Here is a 19,011-nt window from a genome sequence, read left to right as displayed (position 1 = left end):
CCCTGCCCACGCGGCCCTTCATCAGAGAGCGGTTCCCGATGACCCGGTTGACCAGCAAGACTCGCCTCGCCACCCTCTACCGCCTCCAGGGCGTCGGCGACGACCTCGGCCGCGCACTCGACCTCTTCGACCCGCACTACCTCGACGAGCACCAGGCCACGCTGGACATGTGCAGGCTCGGCGACGTCGACGCAGCCTTCCTGCAGGCCGACTTCGCTCTTGAGCGCGCCACATGGTGCAGCGCCGCCCAGGAGACGACGGGCATCGCGGTCCAGCACGCGGAGCACCGTTCCGGCGGCGTCCTGCTCTTCGGCCTCGACGACGAGGTGTACGCGATGGGCTACGGCCAGGGTCACCTGCTGATCCCTGACGAGGCCAAGGACCCGCGCTTCGGCATCGCCTTCGTGGCACGGCGCATCGCCGAGGGCCGCGTTCAGCAGCTGGTCCGCCGTCGCCCTGGGGCGGGCAGGATCGACAGTACGCATGTCGCCGATGGCACATCTCTGTGGATGGTCGGCCTCGCGGCAGGAGCCGAGATCGTGCGCCGTCTCGGCGGGGAGGCGCCGCAGGTCGCCTTCACCTCTGCCGGGCGCGACTCCCGGGCCGTGCACCTGGAGGGCGGCAAGGGACTGCGGACCCGCTTCGGCCTGGCTGGAGCCGACCTCATCGCGGATGTCCGGGAGATCGCCCGCGTCCTGCGCGAGGAGCCGCTCACGCCGGGGCTGGAGGCAGTCGACTACCTGCTGCCAGTCAGCGACCCCCTTCTCCTGCTGGAGCTGGAAGCGGACCTCGACCATCGGCTCGGCTCGGGCGACGCCAGCGGCATCGTCGTCGTCCCGCCAGCTGAACGGCTCCGCGTCTGGACGCAGGCGCGCTCCTTCACCCTGCGCATCGGCAGTATCCCGCTGTTCGTGGACGAGGTGACGGTCGCCGACGTCGTGCGCCGCGCGGCACTCCAGAAGGACACGAGGCGCGTCCACGAGCTCAAGCGTGGCCAGGTGCTGCTCTTCGCGGACCCGAAGCACCGCGAGCGCACGGCCAGCCTGAGCGTCTACAAGTGCCTGGAGGTCGTCGCGTCGCTGGGCTCGCGCCGCTTCTTCCTCACCGAGGGCCACTGGTACGAACTCGACGCCGCCCACCTGGCCGCCCAGCGGACCAGGATCGCGGGGCTCTTCAGTCCCGCGCCGTCTCTGGACATCCCCGCCTGGGACCGTACGCACCACAAGGACGAAGCCGACTACAACAACTGGCTGCCGAGCCAGCGTAAGGGCTTCATCAACCTCGACCGCAAGCTGGTGAAGAACACCATGGTCAGTCACGGAAGCATCGAGGTCTGCGACCACCTCGCACCGGACAACACGTTCGTCCTGGTCAAGCGCGCTGCGGGCTCCCGGGAGCTCAGCCACCTCTTCGCACAGGCGGTCGTCGCTGCCAAGACGCTCCACGCCTCCGCCGACGCGCGGGCAGCCTTCGCCGAGCTCGTCGCCAAGCACGGGCGCGTCATCCCGGACGACTTCGTTCCGAAGAGGATGGTCCTGGCGGTCCTGCACGAGCGTGACCTCGTGCTCAGCCCCGACACCATGCTGCCGTTCTCGCTGACCGCGCTGGCCGAGACCGCCGACTTCCTGGCCGGCTACGGCATCGAACTCGAAGTCATCGGCATCTCCCCGGCCGACAGCGCACGGAGCATCTGGAAGCCCGGGGCACTCGGCGCTCTCGGATCAAGTCCTTCCTGATCACCCTACGAGGTTGTAGAACGGGTCACCAGTGCCGCGGAGCGCACGGCAGCCGTCCGTCGGGCGGCCGCCGGGCGGCCCGCCGCGAGTGATCACCGGGGCCAGTACAGTGAGGCGCACTGCCCGGCCGCGCGGACGGGCCGGGGCGCGCGAGGGGGGCCGGGGTGGCGACGCTGGGTATGCACCGGGACTTTCTGCTGGAGTTCGCGGCACTGGAGAAATCCGTGCAGCGCAGGGTCTTCGACGTGTTCGAGAAGTTCACCGGGGCGACGCACACCGGTGCGCATCTGGAGAAGCTCACCCACCAGCGGGACCCCCGGATCCGGACCATCCGGATCACCGACTTCTGGCGCGGGGTGGTCCTCAAGGCCGACCGGGGCGACGGGTACATGCTGCTGAAGGTGCTCCCCCACGACAAGGCGAACGACTGGGCGTACAAGCACCGGGCTTCGGTGAACGCCGCCACCCAGGGCGTCGAGATCCGCAACGACGTCGCCCTGGAGCGCGCCACCGAGTCGCTGAGGGCCCTGGCCCCCGACGAACCCCGGAGGCTCTTCGCCGACCGCTCCGACAAGGTCCTGCGCAGCCTGGGCATCGAGGAGGAGATCCTGCCGATCATCCGGCTGCTTCCGGACGAGGCCCATCTGGAGGCGCTCCACCGGGTCCTGCCGGAGCAGCAGTTCGACGTTCTGATCGGCCTCGCGAGCGGGATGGAGCCGGCCGACATCGACCGTGAGATCGTCCAGGCGTACGCGCGGGCGGCGGCTCCGGTGAACGCCGCGCAGTCCGGGGACGGGCTGGTCTCGGCGATGGCCCACGCGCGCGGCCGGGTCGCCCTGGTGTCCGGCCCCGAGGAACTGCGGGAGATCCTGGAGCGCCCGTTCGACGTGTGGCGGATCTTCCTGCACCCGGCCCAGTACCGGATCGCCTACCGGGAGTCGTACAACGGGCCCGCCCGAGTGACCGGCGGCCCCGGGACCGGGAAGACGGTGGTGGCCCTGCACCGGGCTTATCACCTGGCGCGCCGGCTGCCGCCGGACGCACCTGACGGATCGATTCTGCTGACCACCTTCACCAAGGACCTCGCCGGCGAGCTCGAACGCTGCCTCACGCTGCTCATCACGGACGAGCGGATCAGGGCGAAGGTCCGGGTGGTCACCGTCGACGCGCTGGCGAACGAGGTGCTCCGCCGCTCGCGGGGCGGCGCCCCACTGAAGATCGTCTTCAACCAGCGCGCGGTCCTCGCCCGCTGGGGCCGGATCGTCCGCCGGCTCGGGATCGACCTCACCGACGTCTTCCTGGACCAGGAGTGGCGGCAGGTCGTCCTGGCCCAGGCGATCGAGGGCCCGGAACAGTACCTGAAGGCACAGCGGTCCGGCCGCGGTACCGCCCTCGGTCCGCTGCAGAAGGCCCAGGTGTGGCGCGCGGTGGCCGCGTTCGAGGACGAGCTGCGACAGGCCGGGGAGTTGACGTTCCTGCAGGTCTGCGCGCAGGCCGCGCGGGCGCTCGACGAACAGGACGACCGCCCGTTCCGGCACGTGGTGATCGACGAGGCGCAGGACCTGCACCCCGCGCAGTGGAGGTTCCTCCGCGCGATCGTCGCGTCCGGACCGGACGACCTGTTCCTCGCCGGCGACCCGCACCAGCGGATCTACGGGAACAAGGTCTCGCTGCGCTCGCTCGGGATCCAGGTCGTCGGGCGGTCCTCCCGACTGCGGGTCAACTACCGGACCACGCACGAGATCATCAGCTGGTCCGCGTCCCTGCTCACCGGCGAGCGGCCCGACGACATGGACGGCGGCGAGGACTCCCTCGTCGGCTACCACTCGACCCTGCACGGCGCGCACCCCGAGGTGCACGGCCACGTCGACAAGGCCGACGAGATCCAGGACCTCGTCGCCCGGATCGCGGAGTGGACCGCGTCCGGCGTCGCCCCGGAGGACATCGGCGTCGCCGCCCGGACCGCCCAGCTCGGCCGCGAGATCGCCCAGGCCCTGGAACAGGCCGGGACGCCCGCCTACGTGCTCGGCAACGCGCCGTCCCCCGGTGTGCGGGTCGGGACCATGCACCGGATGAAGGGCCTGGAGTTCCGCTGCGTCGCCGTGGTGGGCGTGAGCGACGGCCTGGTGCCCATGCGCAGCGCGATCACCCCGGTGGACACCGACCCGCTGCAGCACCAGGAGGACCTCAGCGGCGAGTTGAGCCTGCTCTTCGTGGCGTGCACGCGCGCACGCGAGGCCCTCAGCGTGTCCTGGCACGGCACACCGAGCGTCTTCCTCGAACCGGTCGTCCCGGCGCAGCTGCTCGCACGGTGACACCCGGCCCGCCGGGCGGCGCGTCCTCGACGAATCGCTCCGGGCGGCCGATCGGCCCGGAAGTTGCCCGGGGCCCGGAGGGGTGGGGTAATGGGAGGCGGCCGGTGTTCGAGCGTGTGACGAGCAGCCCCGGGAGCGTGGGATGAGCGGTGGGCCGGAACCGATCAGTGCCGAGGGCCTGCGTGCGGTGCAGGAGGACCTGGCGCAGTTGCGGGAGGAGCGGGGGAAGGTGGCCGCGACGCTGCGCGGGCTGCAGCCGGTGGGGGACCGGGCGGATGCGGCGGACGAGTTGCAGCGGGCGTCGGAAGTGACCCGGCTGGACCGGCGGATCGCCGAGCTGGAGGCGCGGCTGCGGGAGGCCGAGGTGGCCGGGGAGCCGTCCGCGCGGGTGGTGGGGGTGGGATCGACGGTCACCGTGCGGTTCGACGACGGCACGGAGGAGACGGTCGAGATCTCCGAGCTGGCGGAGGAGCGGGACCTCACCCTGGTGACCTTCGACAGTCCGCTCGGGAAGGCGCTGCTGGGGCGGCATGCCGGGGAGACGGTGAACTACGAGACGCCGGCCGGCGCGGCCAGCGCGGTGGTGCTGTCGGTGGGCGGCACGCAATAGCCGGCACGCAAGAGCCGGGGCGGAACAGTCGGGGCGGAACAGTCGGCATGCAATAGCCGGAGCGAATAATCGAAACGGAATTCCCGATCGCGCTTTCGGGATGTCCGGCAGATTTTCTGGGCACCCGGCAAGGTGGGATATCCGTCGAATCTCCGATAGGCGTCGCCTATCGGCTCACAGGATTCACTTCTTTGACGCCCCGCGGCGGCGGCCCGCACACTGGACTGCGGAAATCCAGGAATGGCCGAAAAGCCGGAAACGGGGCAGGAAAGCGCATGGGCAGCACTGAGGAAATGCCCGTGCCCGGCACCGCCCGCTGGCTCCCGGCGGCCGCCGCCGTCGCCGTCGCCGCCTGGGGCGCCAACCAGTTCACCGCGCTGGCCACCGTGTACCGGGCGCGCACCGACTGGTCGGCGCTCTCGCTGGCCGCGATGTTCTCGGTCTACCTGCTCGGCCTGCTGCCCGGTCTGCTGCTGGGCGGGCCCGCCGCGGACCGGTACGGCCGGCGGCGGACGGTGCGCGGCGCGCTGGGCCTGTCCGCCGCCGCCAGCGTGGTGCTGGCGCTGCCGGACGAGCCCTCGGTGTACGCCGCCCGGCTGGCCACCGGCTTCGCGGCCGGGCTGGTCTTCCTGGCCGGGACGGCCTGGCTGCGCGAGCTCTCCGGGCCCGCCGTCCCGCCCGAGCGGAGCGCCCGCCGGGCGATGTACGCCACCGGTACGGGCTTCGCGGCGGGCGCGCTGGCCTCCGGGGTGATCGCCGAGTGGCTGCCCGGCCCGACGGTGCTGCCCGCCCTCGCCCATGCGCTGGGCTGCCTGCTGGTGCTGCGGGCCACCCGCGGACTGCCGGAGACCGCCCGGAGCCACGGCAACGGCAACGTCGGAAGCAACAGCAAGTACGGCAGCGGACCGGCGGCCGTCCACCACCCCCGGTTCCGCTACGTGGTCCTGCCCGCCAGCCCGGCCGTGCTCGGCGCCGCCACGGTGGCGTACGTGGTGCTGCCGCCGCTGGTCGCCGACCGGGTGCCCGGCTACGCGCCGCTGTTCAGCGGCCTGGTCGCGGCGCTGACCCTGGCCACGGGCGTGGTCGCCCAGCCCTTCGCCGCCCGGCTGGACGACGCGGACAGTGCCCGGGCCACCCTCACCGCGATGGCCACGGTGATCGCCGGGCTGCTGCTCGGCGCCCTCGCCGCCGCCCTCGACTCGGTGGGCCTGGTGGTGGCCGCCGCCCTCGTCCTCGGCACCGGGTACGGGCTGACGCTCGGCGCGGGGCTGCACGAGGTGGAGCGGCTGACCCCGCGCGCCTCCGGGCCGACCTCCGCCTCCCTCTACCAGAGCATCACCTCCAGCGGCTTCCTCACCCCGCTGCTGCTCGCCGGCACCGCCGGCCACGCCTCCTACCCGGCGCTGCTGGCGGGCATGGCGGCCGTCGGCCTGCTCTGCCTGGCGGTCACCGCCGCGCACAGCCGCCGCCACCTGCCCGACCCGCCCGACCCGTACGCCATCGCCAGGAGGGAGGATTCATCCGTACAGACCTGACGGAGACCATCGAGGAGCCGACGACCATGGGCCGAGTGACCGTCCCCCGCAGAGTGCTGCGCCTGCGCCAGGGCGCGCCCTCGTACCGTCCCGACACCCTGGCCGCCGAGGAGCCGATGGAGATCCGGGTCGGCGGGCGCGCGCTGACGGTGACCATGCGCACCCCGGGCAGCGACTTCGACCTGGCGGCCGGGTTCCTGGTCAGCGAGGGCGTGGTGCACGCCGCCGAGCAGGTGGCCGGCATCCGCTACTGCGCCGGTGCCACCGCCGACGGGGGCAACACCTACAACGTGGTGGACGTCCTGCTCGCCCCCGGTGTGCCGGCGCCCGACGCCTCGCTGGAGCGCAACTTCTACACCACCTCCTCCTGCGGCCTGTGCGGCAAGGCGAGCCTGGACGCGGTGCGCACCACCGCGCCGTGGAGCGTCGCCGGGGACGGGCTGCGCGTGACCCCCGCGCTGCTCTCCGCGCTGCCCGACCGGCTGCGCGCCGCCCAGAAGGTCTTCGACAGCACCGGCGGCCTGCACGCGGCCGGGCTGTTCGACGCCGACGGGCGGCTGCTCTGCCTGCGCGAGGACGTGGGCCGGCACAACGCGGTGGACAAGGTGGTCGGCCACGCGCTGCGCGAGGGCCTGCTGCCGGCCCGCGGTACGGTGCTGATGGTCAGCGGGCGGGCCTCCTTCGAGCTGGTGCAGAAGGCGGTGATGGCGGGCATCCCGGTGCTCGCGGCGGTCTCCGCGCCGTCCTCGCTGGCCGTGGACCTCGCGGAGGAGAGCGGGCTGACCCTGGTCGGCTTCCTGCGCGGCGACTCGATGAACGTCTACACCCGCACCGACCGCGTCGACACCACCGCTCCGGCCACCACGGCCGACGCCGCCCCCGCCACCACCGGAGTCGAGTAGGCGATGCTGTTCCGCCAGCTCGAGTACCTCGTCGCACTCGCCCGGGAGCGCCACTTCGCCCGCGCCGCCCAGGCCTGCCACGTCTCCCAGCCCGCCCTCTCCGAGGCGCTGCGCAAGCTGGAGGACGAGCTGAAGGTGCTGCTGGTGCGGCGCGGCCGCGCCTACGAGGGCCTGACCCCCGAGGGCGAGCGGATCGTGCTGTGGGCGCAGCGCATCCTGGCCGACCGGGACGCCCTCCGAGACGAGGTGGACGCGCTGCGCACCGGCCTGAGCGGACGGCTGCGGATCGGCTCGGTGCCGACCGCCTCGGGCGCCGTGTCGCTGCTCACCGGGCCGTTCTGCACCGCCCACCCGCTGGCGGCCGTGGAGCTGTCCACCGACCTTCGGTCCGATGAACTCCTGCGCCAGGTACGGAACTTCGAGATCGACGCGGGTGTCACCTACCTGCCCGGACCGGGCGAGGACGATCTGCGCGCACTCCCGCTGTACGAGGAGCGGTACGTCCTGCTGACCGGTCTGACCGACGAGCCGGCCCAGCACCCGCGGGCGACCTGGGAGCAGGCCTCCCGGCTGCCGCTGTGCCTGCTGCACCCGGGCATGCAGGGCCGCCGGGTGCTGGACGAGGTGTTCGCGGGGCTCGGGCTGGCGCCGACGCCCCGGGTCGAGACGGACTCGGTGGCCTCGCTCTTCGCCCACGTCCGCACCGGGCACTGGGCGAGCGTCGTGCCGTACGCGTGGCTGCACGTGTTCGGCGTGCCGCGCGGGATGCGGGCGGTCCCGCTGACGGAACCGGCGCACAGCGCGCCGATCGGACTGGTGATCGCCGCCCGGGAGCCCGGCTCGGTGATGGCCCGCGCACTGCTGGAGGTCGCCCGGCGCACCGAGGTGGCCACCGTGCTCGGCAGCCTGCCGGCGGCGTGATCGCCCGGGCCCGAGGCCGGGGACCGGAGGCATGACCGCCCGAGCCGGGACCGGGGCATGACCGTCCGGGTCGGGACCGGGGCATGACCGCCCGAGCCACGACCGCCCGACGCGCGGGGTCCGCCCGAACCACGACCGCCCGACGCGCGGGGTCCGGCCTCCGGACGTAGCGTCGACTGCAACGCCGGGTGTCCGACCCCCGTGCGACGGAAGGCGAGGCCCGTGACCACCTCCGACGACGCCGTCACCACTCCCCCGCAGGAGCCCCCGGGGCAGGAGGAGGTCGGCCCCTCCCCCGCCGGCCCGCCCCACGCCCAGCCGTACCACCACCCGGCCGCCGGCTGGGGCGCCGCCAAGAGCGTCACCCGCTTCCTGGTGCGCGAGGGCGCGTACCTGGACGGGCCGCGGGCGGTGATGCGGATGAACCACGAGAAAAGCGGCTTCGACTGCCCCGGCTGCGCCTGGCCCGACGACACCAAGGGCCTGCACCTGGACATCTGCGAGAACGGCATCAAGCACGTCACCTGGGAGATGACCCGCAAGCAGGTCGGCCGGGAGTTCTTCGCCGCCCACACGGTGACCGAGCTGTCCGGGTGGAGCGATTTCGCGCTGGAGGACCAGGGCCGGCTCACCGAGCCGATGGTCTACGACCCGAACAGCGACCGCTACGTCCCGATCGGCTGGAAGGACGCGTTCGCCCTGGTCGGCCGCACCCTGCGCGGGCTGGACGACCCCAACCGGGCCGCGTTCTACACCTCCGGCCGGCTCGGCAACGAGGCGACCTTCCTCTACCAGCTGATGGCCCGCGAGCTGGGCACCAACAACCTGCCCGACTGCTCCAACATGTGCCACGAGGCCAGCGGCCGGGCCCTGCAGGCCTCGCTCGGCACCGGGAAGGGGACGGTCGACCTCAAGGACTGGGAGGTCACCGACGCCCTGTTCATCCTGGGCGTCAACGCGGCCTCCAACGCGCCCCGGATGCTCACCTCGCTGGCCGAGGCGTACAAGCGGGGCGCGCAGATCGTGCACGTCAATCCGCTGGTCGAGGCGGCGGCGACCCGGACGATCATCCCGCACGACTTCACCGACATGGCACTGAACCGGGCCACCCGCACCAGCACCCTGAACCTCCAGCCGCGGATCGGCGGCGACATGGCGCTGCTGCGCGGCATGGCGAAGGCGATCCTGGAGCAGTCCGCGTCCGACGACCGGGCGCTGGACCGGCTGTTCATCGACCGCCACACCAGCGGGTTCGAGGCGTACCGCGAGGTCTGCCTGGCCACGCCCTGGGAGGAGATCGAGCGACAGAGCGGGCTGGACCGGGCCGAGATCCTCAAGGCGGCGCGGGTCTACCGGGAGGCCGACCGCTCGATCTTCAGCTGGTGCCTGGGTGTCACCCAGCACGAGCACGGGGTGGACACCGTCCGGGAGATCGTCAACCTCCTGCTGCTGCGCGGCAATCTGGGCCGGGAGGGGGCCGGCCCCTCCCCGGTGCGCGGGCACAGCAACGTCCAGGGCAACCGCACCTGCGGCATCGACCACCGGCCCGCCGGCGCGTTCCTGGACCGGCTCGCCGAGGTGTGCGGGATCGAGCCGCCGCGCGAGCACGGGCTGGACACCGTCGGCACGATCGAGGCGATGCGGCGCGGCGACATCACGGTGTTCGTCGGCATGGGCGGCAACTTCGCGCTCGCCGCGCCGGACACCCCGTACACCTACCAGGCCCTGGAGTCCTGCGAGTTGACCGTCCAGGTGAGCACCAAGCTGAACCGCAGCCACCTGGTGCACGGGCGGGCCGCGCTGATCCTGCCGTGCCTGGGCCGGACCGAGAAGGACCACCAGCGGGCCGGGGTGCAGTCCACCTCGGTCGAGGACTCGATGAGCATGGTGCACCTGTCGGTCGGCATGAAGCGCCCGGCCTCGCCGCACCTGCTCTCCGAGCCCGCGATCGTCGCCGGGATGGCCCGCGCGGCGCTGCCGGACAGTTCCACCCCCTGGGAGTGGTACATCGAGGACTACGACCGCATCCGCGACACCATGGCCCAGGTCCTCGACGGCTTCGAGGACTTCAACCGCCGGGTGCGGCTGCCGCTGGGCTTCCGGATCAAGCAGCCGGCCCGCGAGCTGGTCTTCGACACCCGCTCCGGCAAGGCCGAGTTCTCCGCCGCCCCGCTGCCCGACGTCGTCCCCGAACCGGGCATCCTGGCGCTGGGCACGATGCGCTCGCACGACCAGTGGAACACCACCATCTACTCGGACAACGACCGCTACCGGGGCGTGCGGAACCTGCGCACCCTGGTGTTCATGAACCGGGACGACATGCGCGAGCGCGGCCTGGAGGAGTTCGACCGGGTGGACGTCACCAGCACCGCCCGGGACGGGTCCACCCGCTCGGTGCACGGCTACCTGGCCGTCCCGTACGACATCCCGCGCGGCTGCGCGGCCGGGTACATGCCGGAGCTGAACGTGCTGTGCGCGATCGGCGACTACAGCACCCAGAGCGACCAGCCGATCATGAAGCACCTCAAGGTGGCCGTCACCAAGGCGTCCTGACCGGCCAGGACACCCGACCGCCCCGGCCGCCCGGCCCCGGTGGTCAGGCGTCCTGGCCGGAGGGCTGGGGCGTCCAGCGGTGCAGGCCCTTGCGGTCGTAGTAGCGGGTCATCCCGAAGCCGAACAGCAGGGCCAGCGCCGCGCCGATTCCGATCATGACCCAGCCGCGGGCGAGCCCGGCGTCGGCCCTGGCGTCGAAGAAGAGGATCGCCCGGATGCCGTCGCTGAGCTGGCGCATCGGCTCGAAGAGGCTCAGGAAGCGGTAGAAGCCGGGGACCGCCTGGAGCGGGATGGTGGCACCGGAGGAGGGCAGCGCCAGCGCGATGAAGACGAACATCGACACCAGCTGCCCGATCCCGCCGAACGCGGCGTTGATCGCCTGCACCCCGAGGCCCACGGCGAGGCTGGCGCAGTAGGCGAAGATCCACAGCTGTGCCAGGTGCGGGGCGTCCATGCCCAGGACGCCGACCGAGCAGAGCACCACGAGCGAGGTGGTGAGCAGCATGATCCCGGCCGTCATGACCATCTTGAGCAGCAGGGTCTGGGTGCGGTTGATCGGGACGGTCGGGCGGCGGGTGTGCCAGGGGCCGATCTCGCTGTCGCTGTAGCCGAGCGCGCCGTCGACGCCGCTGTGGACGATGTTGCCGCCGATGAAGCCGGTCAGCACGGCCAGCAGGGTGAAGTAGAAGGCGCTCAGGCCGAGCCCGCTGTGGCCGCCGATCGGGTGGCCGACCCGGGTGGTGACGGCGATCGGGTCGGCGAGCAGCAGCCGGGCGGTGGCTCCGGTGTCCGGACCCGGGGCACCGGAGGCCGGTACGGCGGCCAGCAGCTGCCCGCCGAGCGCCGACGAGGCCTGGTGGGCGGCGTTCTGGGCGATCTGCGCGGCGATCGAGGAGCCGAGGCTGCCCATGCCGGGGTTGGTCAGCACGGTGATGGTCGGCCGCTCGGTGGCGCCGCCGGTGACCAGCGCGGTGACGGCCGCGCTGAAGTCCTTCGGCACGACCAGCGCGCCGTAGACCTTGCCGGCGGCGAGCTGTTCGCTCAGTCCGGCCGCGTCCACCTGCCGCCACTGGACGGTGCTGTCGGGAGTGCCGGCCACCACGGCCGCGGCCAGCCGGGCGCCGAGGGGCTCCGCCTGCCCGGGCGGCGGCGGGCCCTGGTCCTCGTTCACCAGGGCGATCGGCAAATGGTGCAGGTGCCCGCTCGGGTTGAGGATGCCGCCCATGTAGAGCAGGGAGAGGAGGACGGCCAGCAGGCAGCACAGGACGCCCGGGAAGAGCCACAGTTTCGGGTTCCGTGCGAGCGTCAGCGCCCGCGCCTGCCGGGGAGGCCCCTGGGAGTCTGCGGTCGCCATGCCACCCCTCGGGTTCGGGCACGACCTGGTGCCGGTGCCGGTACGGCGGGAAGTCGTTCCGTGGCGGCCCGGCGGCCAAACCCCCGTCACCCGGCCGGCCGCCGCCCGCCCCGGGGCGCGGACTGGCAGCCGCGGACAGCGGCGGGCGCGGGCGGGAAGCGGCGGGCAGCGACGGCAGGCACCGGCGTACGCCGACAGAAAGGTAAAGATTTTACCAAGTGCGCAAGTATCGCTCCCGGGCGGGACTAAGCTCTGACGAGTTGGGGTGAACCGGCGGTCGCGTCGCGCGGGCCGGTGAGCTCCTTGCCGCGTCGATGACACGCACCACGGGGTGCGCCGGCCGGGAGGAGGCGAGAGACATGGATTGCAGTAGTCCGGGCCACAGTTGCCCCTGCCCCCGCCTGCCCTCGCACACCTCCGGCATGCGGTAACACCTTTCCCCGCAGCACGTCCTGACGATCCGTCACCATTCTTCGGCAGTCATCAGCGACGACGGCACGCCATGTCCGCACGCGGCTCCGCCGTGCCCGCACGCCACCGTACGGGCCGCGCAGCCGCGCGCCGATGCGCCGTGCCCGCCCGCGGGGAGAGCCGCCGCCTGCCTCCGAACCGCCCCTCCGGGGCCCAGGGAGGAAACCCATGACCACCCACGCCACGCTCGACTCCGCTCCGCCCGAGCCGCGTTCGGCCGTCCTCGACGACGCGCACGTCGGCGACATCAAGGGCGCGCTCGGCACCATCCGGCTCGACGACACCACGCCCAGGCACGGCCTGTCGGCGAGACTGAAGACCCTGCTCGCGATCGTCGGGCCCGGCCTGATCGTGATGGTCGGCGACAACGACGCCGGCGCCTTCTCCACCTACGGCCAGGCCGGTCAGAACTACGGCACCCAACTGCTGTGGACGCTGCTGATGCTGGTCCCGGTGCTGTACGTCAACCAGGAGATGGTGCTGCGGCTGGGCGCCGTCACCGGCGTCGGCCACGCCCGGCTGATCCTGGAGCGCTTCGGGAAGTTCTGGGGCGCGTTCAGCGTGATCGACCTGTTCCTGCTGAACGCGCTGACGCTGGTCACCGAGTTCATCGGGGTCACGCTCGCGGCCGGGTACCTGGGCCTGCCGAAGGCGGCCTCGGTGGTGCTCGCCGCCGGGATCATCATCGCCTCGGCCTTCACCGGCTCGTTCCAGCGCTTCGAGCGGGTCGCCGTGACACTGTGCCTGGGCTCGCTGCTGCTGGTGCCGATCTACTTCATGGTCCACCCGAAGACCTCGCGGATGGCGCACGACTTCGTGGTGCCCGCCATGCCCGGCGGCTCGGGCGGACTGGCGGCCGTGATGCTGGTGATCATCTCCATCGTCGGCACCACCGTGGCGCCCTGGCAGCTGTTCTTCCAGCAGTCGTACGTCATCGACAAGCGGATCACCCCGCGCTTCATGGCGTACGAGAAGGCCGACCTCTGGATCGGCATCGTGATCGTGATCGTCGGCGCCGCCGCCATGATGGGCCTCACCGCCGCCGCCTTCGCGGACACCGACGGCTTCGGGCACTTCTCCGACGCGGCCGCCGTCGCCCGGGGCATCGAGGACAAGGCCGGGCACCTGGCCGGCGTACTGTTCGCCATCGCCCTGCTGGACGCCTCGATCATCGGCGCCTTCGCGGTGTCCCTGTCCACCGCCTACGCGATCGGCGACGTCTTCGGCATCAAGCACTCGCTGCACCGCGGGGTGAAGGGCGCCAAGGGCTTCTACGGGATCTACGCGGGCCTGGTGGCCGCGGCGGCGGCGATCACGCTGCTCTCCACCGACTACACCCAGGGCCTGATGACCCAGTTCGTCCAGGTGCTGGCCGGGGTGCTGCTGCCCTCCGCGACCGTCTTCCTGCTGCTGCTCTGCAACGACCGCGCGGTGCTGGGCCCCTGGACGAACGGGCCGCGGACCAACGCCTTCACCTCGCTGGTGGTCGGCGTCCTGGTGATGCTCTCCCTGATCCTCACCGCCGCCGTGGTCTGGCCCGACATCGGCTCCGGGGCGATCCTCCGGATCATGGCCGGCTGCGGCGTGGCGGGCGTGCTCGTCGCCGGGTACTCCTTCACCTTCGGGCGCCGCGGCACCAAGGAGGACCCCGTCGACCGCACCGGCCGGGAGAACTGGCGGATGCCCCCGCTGGAGACCCTCGACAAGCCGGTGCTGTCCACCGCCCGCAAGGTCGGCATGGGCGCGCTGCGCGCCTATCTGCTGATCGCGACGGCCATGGTCGTCGTCAAGATCGTCCAGACCGCGCTGAACCACTGAGCCGACCACGAAGGAGCCCCGCGCCATGGTCCCGCACCGCCCCAGGCTCGACGCCGTCTTCTCGCACCACCCCGCCCCGGGCCGGCGCCCGGCCCCGCGACCCGCGCCCGCGCCCGGCCTGGTGGTGGACACCGACCAGCGCACCGTCACCGTCGAGGGCCGGCACGTCACCATGCCGTACCTGGAGTTCGAACTGCTCGCGCACCTGGTCGGCAACCCGCTGCGGGTGCACTCCCGGCGCCAGCTGATGGAGAACGTCTGGGGCCGCCCGGACACCGGCGACTCCCGCACCGTCGCCACCCACATCGCCCGGATCCGGCGCAAGCTCGGCCCCGGGCACCGGGAGGCGATCGCCACCGTCCGGCAGATCGGCTACAAGTACGACCCCCGGCTGGCCCGGACCGCCTGACCCCGGCCCGGGACGGCGCTCCCCCGGGACGGGACACGGCGCCCCGCCCGGGGCCGGGCGCACCCGGTGGCCCCGTGCGGGGCGGGGCGGGTTTGCGTACGGACGTCCCGAGGGAGCAGACTGCCCGGGTTTGCCCCGGAGGTACCGCCATGACCCTGACGAAGCCCGCCCCGGGCCGGTCCCGGAGCCCGCTGCCGGGCCTGTCCCGGGGCTCACTGCCCACCCGGACCGCGCACCGGCTCGGCGGGCGGGTCTGGACGGACCTGGTCGTCGCGGCCGCCGTCCTGGTCCTGCTCTACCTCGTGCTGCGGCTCGGCCAGGGCGGCGCCGTCCGCTTCTCCGCCACCCAGGACGCGGCCGTCGACACCGACCCGGCCCGGCTGCCGTACGACGCGGCGCGCTCGCTGCTGCGGATGTTCGCCGCGCTCGCCCTCTCGATCGTCTTCACCTTCTGCTACGCCTACGCCGCCGCCCGCAGCCGCCGGCTGGAACGGGTGCTGATCCCGGCGCTGGACATCCTCCAGTCGGTGCCGGTGCTCGCCTTCCTGAGCCTCGCGGTCTCCGGTTTCCTCGCCCTCTTCCCCGGCTCGGTGCTCGGCCTCGAATGCGCCGCCGTGTTCGCCATCTTCACCTCCCAGGCGTGGAACATGACCTTCGCCTTCTACCAGGCGCTGGTCTCACTGCCCCGCGAACTCGACGAGCTGTCCCGATCCTTCGGGTTCAGCCGGTGGACGCGGTTCTGGAAGGTCGAGCTGCCCTCGGGCATGATCGGCCTGGTCTGGAACGGCATGCTCGGCTTCGGCGGCGGCTGGTTCTTCCTGGTCGCCTCCGAGGCGATCACCGTGGACGGCCGGCGGTACGCGCTGCCCGGGGTCGGCTCGTACGCGGGCGCGGCCATCGCCGCCGGGGACCTCGGCCGGGTCGGCTGGGCCATCGCCACCATGGTGGTCCTGGTGGTCGGCGTGAACTTCCTGTTCTGGCGGCCGCTCACCGCCTGGGCCGAACGCTTCAAGAACGAGCAGTCCGAGGCCACCGAGGTGCAGCGCTCGGTCGTGCTGGACCTGCTGCGCCGCTCCCGGCTGCCCGCCGCGCTCGGCCGCGCGCTGCGCCCCGCCGGACGGGCCCTGAACCGGGCCGGGCGGGTGTTCGGCACCGCCGACCGCCCGCCGGCCGTCCACCCCGGCCGGCGGCGGGCCGGGGACGTGGCCTTCGCCCTCGTCGCGGGCGGCATCGTGCTGTGGGGCCTCGTCGACCTCGGCCGCTACCTGGCCGACCGCACCGGCCTCGGCGTCTTCGGCGAGCCGCTGCTGCTCGGGCTCGCCACCCTCGCCCGGGTGGTGGTGCTGGTCGCGGTGGCCACCGCGGTCTGGGTGCCGATCGGCGTGAAGATCGGCTTCTCGCCCCGGCTGACCAGGATCGCCCAGCCCGTCGTCCAGGTGCTGGCCGGCTTCCCCGCCAACTTCCTCTTCCCCCTGGTGGTCTGGCTGCTGCTGCGCACCGGGGTGTCGATCGACCTCGGCGGCATCCTGCTGATGGCCCTCGGCTCCCAGTGGTACATCCTGTTCAACGCCATCGCCGGTGCCATGGCCGTCCCCGCCGACCTGCGCGAGGCCATGGACGACCTCGGCGTACGCGGGTGGCAGCGCTGGCGGCGGCTGATCCTCCCCGGCGTCTTCCCGGCGTACGTCACCGGCGGCATCACCGCCTCCGGCGGCGCCTGGAACGCCTCCATCGTCGCCGAGGTGGTCACCTTCGGCTCCACCACGCTGACCGCGACCGGCCTCGGCGCGTACATCGCCCGGGCCGCCGAGCGCGGCGACCACCCGCACCTGCTCGCCGGGGTCGCGGTGATGAGCCTGTACGTCGTCGCCCTCAACCGTCTGCTCTGGCGCCGGCTGTACCGGCTGGCCGAGCGCCGCTACTCGCTGTAGTCCGGAGTCCGCCGATGCGCTTCCCGTTCCGCAACCGTGCCGCCGAGCCCGCACCCGCACCCGCCCCCCACGAGGACAGGGACGGGGAGGCGCTGCTGGAGACCACCGGTCTGACCAAGTCCTACGCCGGGGCCGCCGGCGAACTGCCGGTGCTCTCCGGCATCGACCTCACCGTCCGGGCCGGCGAGGTCGTCGCCGTGCTCGGACGCTCGGGCTCCGGCAAGTCCACCCTGCTGCGCTGCCTGGCCGGCCTGGTCCCGCCCAGCTCCGGCACCGTCCGCTACCGCGGCACCCCGCTCACCGGCGCCAACCCCGGCACCGCGCTGGTCTTCCAGACCTTCGCGCTGCTGCCCTGGCTGACCGTGCGGCAGAACGTCGAACTCGGCCTGGAGGCCCGCGGTGTCCCGCCCCGGGAACGCGCCCGCGCCGCCGACCAGGCCATCGACCTGATCGGCCTGACCGGCTTCGCCTCCGCCTACCCCAAGGAGCTCTCCGGCGGCATGCGCCAGCGGGTCGGCTTCGCCCGGGCACTGGTCGTCGAACCGGACGTACTGATGATGGACGAGCCGTTCTCCGCCCTCGACGTGCTCACCGCCGAGAACCTGCGCGGCGAGCTGATGGAGCTGTGGGAGTCCGGCCAGTTCCCCACCCGGGCCGTCGTCCTGGTCACCCACAACATCGAGGAGGCGGTGCTGATGGCCGACCGCATCGTGGTCCTCGGCGCCCGCCCGTACGGGACGATCCGGGAGACCGTGGAGGTCGCCCTGGAACGGCCGCGCGACCGCGACTCGGCCGCCTTCGACGAGCTGGTGGACCGGGTGTACCGGATCATGACCGGCCGGCCCAAGGACACCCGCCCGGCCGGCCGCACCGAACCCGACCCCGAACGGCGCACCGTCGCCGCCACCCCGCTGCCCACCGCCGGCGTGGACGGCCTCTCCGGTCTCGCCGAGACGATCGCCCACCGGGGCGGGAGCTGCGACCTGGCCGGCCTCGCCGACGAACTCGGCCTGGACATCGACGACCTGCTCCCCCAGGTCGACGCCCTCGACCTGCTGGGCTTCGCCGAGGTCCACGGCGACGACCTGCTGCTCACCGGGACGGGGGCCGCCTACACCGGGGCCGACGCCCAGGAGGCCCGCGCCGTCTTCGCCGCCGCCGCCCTGGAGGTCCCGCTGATCAAGCTGATCGCCAACAGCCTCGGCGGCCGGCCCGGCGCCACCGTCCGCACCGGCTTCCTGCGCGACCTGCTCGGCCGCCACTACACCGACGAACAGACCGACCGGCAGCTGGAGACCGCCACCGACTGGGGCCGCTACGCGGGGCTCTTCGCGTACGACGCCGACCGGCAGGAGTACCGGCTGGCGGCGCCGGGCCGCTGACCGGCCCGGCCGCACGCCGACGCCCCCGGGCGAGGCGGCCGGGGAGGGCTCAGCCGGTCGCCGGGCGGCGGCGCACCGCGCGGGCCGCGCGAGCGAAGGGCTGCGGCGCGGTGGCACCGGCCGGGGCGGCGCCGTCGTCGTCGCCGTCGCGGCGGGCGGGCAGGTCGTGGGCGATCAGCGCGGCCTCGGTGAGCAGCCCGCGCACCTCGGTGGCCCGGTAGAAGATCCGCGTCCCCTCCCGGCGCGCCACCACCAGCCCGGCCGCGCGCAGCTTCGCCAGATGCTGCGAGGTCGCCGACACGTGCGCCCCCAGCAGTTCGGCCAGCTCGCTCACCGGCAGCTCCCGGTGGCTCAGCGCCCACAGCAGCCGGTACCGCGACGGGTCCGCCACCGCCTTCAGCACCGCCACCGCCCGCTCCGCCGCCTCGGCGTCCCAGGCCTCTTCCCGCGCACCACCCATACAGGGATCGTACCGACGCCCGCCGGCCCGCCGACCCGTCCCTCGACGATGGCACCGGACGGGCCGGGGGCGTGTCCGATGGGCCCTGTCGGATCAGGGAGCGGCGTCGGGACGCGGCGTCGGGACGCGGCGTCGGGACGCGGGCATCGCGAGGTGGAGGTGGGGCGCCTCCAGGCCGCCGGGCCGGGAGCGCGCCGCGCACCCGGCGAAGGTCCGCAGGACACGCCCCGGCTCCGCCGCCGACGCCCCGAAGGGCCTCGCGGCGTTCCGGGAGGCCGTTCCAGGCGGGTGTGGAACCGCAGGTCAAAGGGGGTGGAACCGTTCCAGCGTCCCGGCTCGGCGGGGAGGTCTGGCGGGCCGGCCGGGCGACGGACCAGAGTGCTGCCCAGCGGTCGGCGCCGACGGCCCGCCGCCTTCCTCGCCTCCTTCATCCGCAACCTCACGGGGGAACCTCCATGTCCGCTCGCCGTGCCCTGTTCGTCCCGGCCGCCCTCGCCCTGGGCGCCGCCCTCACCCTGACCGCCTGCGGGCCGGACGGCGGCGACGCGGGCCGGCCCGCGAAGCCCGCCGGGACCATCGCGGCCGGCACCGCCCCCGGTGCCGCGGCACCCGCC

General features: G+C 73.2%; 13 protein-coding genes. 11 read left to right on the top strand and 2 right to left on the bottom strand.

What is annotated here, in order from left to right; genetic code table 11:
- The first annotated feature begins 47 nt into the window (after positions 1-47).
- From ACFVUY_RS03845 to ACFVUY_RS03815, 7 genes are all read left to right on the top strand, one after another.
- Positions 48-1,736 (top strand): DUF6119 family protein, encoded by a 1,689-nt coding sequence (locus tag ACFVUY_RS03845; protein ID WP_387727098.1) that lies wholly within the window; start codon positions 48-50, stop codon positions 1,734-1,736.
- 164 nt (positions 1,737-1,900) lie between these two features.
- Positions 1,901-4,051: a UvrD-helicase domain-containing protein gene (locus ACFVUY_RS03840; RefSeq protein ID WP_387727096.1), complete on the top strand. Its 2,151-nt coding sequence runs from the start codon at positions 1,901-1,903 to the stop codon at positions 4,049-4,051.
- Between the two features lie 142 nt (positions 4,052-4,193).
- Positions 4,194-4,661, top strand: coding sequence for a GreA/GreB family elongation factor (locus ACFVUY_RS03835; protein ID WP_387689896.1), 468 nt, complete (start codon positions 4,194-4,196; stop codon positions 4,659-4,661).
- 275 nt (positions 4,662-4,936) lie between these two features.
- Positions 4,937-6,196, top strand: coding sequence for an MFS transporter (locus ACFVUY_RS03830; protein WP_387727094.1), 1,260 nt, complete (start codon positions 4,937-4,939; stop codon positions 6,194-6,196).
- Between the two features lie 26 nt (positions 6,197-6,222).
- Positions 6,223-7,098, top strand: coding sequence for a formate dehydrogenase accessory sulfurtransferase FdhD (gene fdhD / locus ACFVUY_RS03825; protein WP_387727092.1), 876 nt, complete (start codon positions 6,223-6,225; stop codon positions 7,096-7,098).
- 3 nt (positions 7,099-7,101) lie between these two features.
- Positions 7,102-8,019 carry a LysR family transcriptional regulator gene (locus ACFVUY_RS03820; RefSeq protein ID WP_387727090.1) on the top strand — a complete coding sequence of 306 codons (918 nt, stop codon included), beginning with the start codon at positions 7,102-7,104 and terminating at the stop codon, positions 8,017-8,019.
- A gap of 222 nt (positions 8,020-8,241) precedes the next feature.
- The gene (locus tag ACFVUY_RS03815; protein WP_387727088.1) at positions 8,242-10,572 is read left to right on the top strand and encodes an FdhF/YdeP family oxidoreductase; all 2,331 of its coding nucleotides are present in this window, start codon (positions 8,242-8,244) and stop codon (positions 10,570-10,572) included.
- Positions 10,573-10,615: 43 nt separating this feature from the next.
- Here ACFVUY_RS03815 and ACFVUY_RS03810 read toward each other — a convergent pair whose 3' ends face one another.
- Positions 10,616-11,926 carry a YhgE/Pip domain-containing protein gene (locus ACFVUY_RS03810; RefSeq protein ID WP_387689904.1) on the bottom strand — a complete coding sequence of 437 codons (1,311 nt, stop codon included), beginning with the start codon at positions 11,924-11,926 and terminating at the stop codon, positions 10,616-10,618.
- Positions 11,927-12,565: 639 nt separating this feature from the next.
- On the opposite strand from ACFVUY_RS03810, the gene ACFVUY_RS03805 reads away from it, so the two are divergent.
- The 4 genes from ACFVUY_RS03805 to ACFVUY_RS03790 all read left to right on the top strand — a co-directional run bounded on the left by ACFVUY_RS03805 (position 12,566) and on the right by ACFVUY_RS03790 (position 17,937).
- Complete coding sequence (locus tag ACFVUY_RS03805) at positions 12,566-14,215, top strand: NRAMP family divalent metal transporter (RefSeq protein ID WP_387727087.1); 1,650 nt, start codon at positions 12,566-12,568, stop codon at positions 14,213-14,215.
- A gap of 25 nt (positions 14,216-14,240) precedes the next feature.
- Positions 14,241-14,624, top strand: a complete 384-nt coding sequence (locus tag ACFVUY_RS03800; RefSeq protein ID WP_359897612.1) for a winged helix-turn-helix domain-containing protein — start codon at positions 14,241-14,243, stop codon at positions 14,622-14,624.
- Positions 14,625-14,773: 149 nt separating this feature from the next.
- Positions 14,774-16,555 carry an ABC transporter permease gene (locus ACFVUY_RS03795; RefSeq protein ID WP_387727085.1) on the top strand — a complete coding sequence of 594 codons (1,782 nt, stop codon included), beginning with the start codon at positions 14,774-14,776 and terminating at the stop codon, positions 16,553-16,555.
- Positions 16,556-16,569: 14 nt separating this feature from the next.
- Positions 16,570-17,937 carry a nitrate/sulfonate/bicarbonate ABC transporter ATP-binding protein gene (locus tag ACFVUY_RS03790; protein WP_387727083.1) on the top strand — a complete coding sequence of 456 codons (1,368 nt, stop codon included), beginning with the start codon at positions 16,570-16,572 and terminating at the stop codon, positions 17,935-17,937.
- Between the two features lie 49 nt (positions 17,938-17,986).
- Here ACFVUY_RS03790 and ACFVUY_RS03785 read toward each other — a convergent pair whose 3' ends face one another.
- Complete coding sequence (locus ACFVUY_RS03785) at positions 17,987-18,397, bottom strand: metalloregulator ArsR/SmtB family transcription factor (RefSeq protein WP_359897608.1); 411 nt, start codon at positions 18,395-18,397, stop codon at positions 17,987-17,989.
- Between the last annotated feature and the right edge of the window lie 614 nt (positions 18,398-19,011).

Origin of the sequence: Kitasatospora sp. NPDC058063 (genome assembly GCF_042885395.1) — a bacterium.
Taxonomy (GTDB): Bacteria; Actinomycetota; Actinomycetes; order Streptomycetales; family Streptomycetaceae; genus Kitasatospora; species Kitasatospora lactacystinica.
The sequence above is the reverse complement of the archived record's forward strand: the minus strand, read 5'-3'. Positions and strand labels throughout refer to the sequence as shown.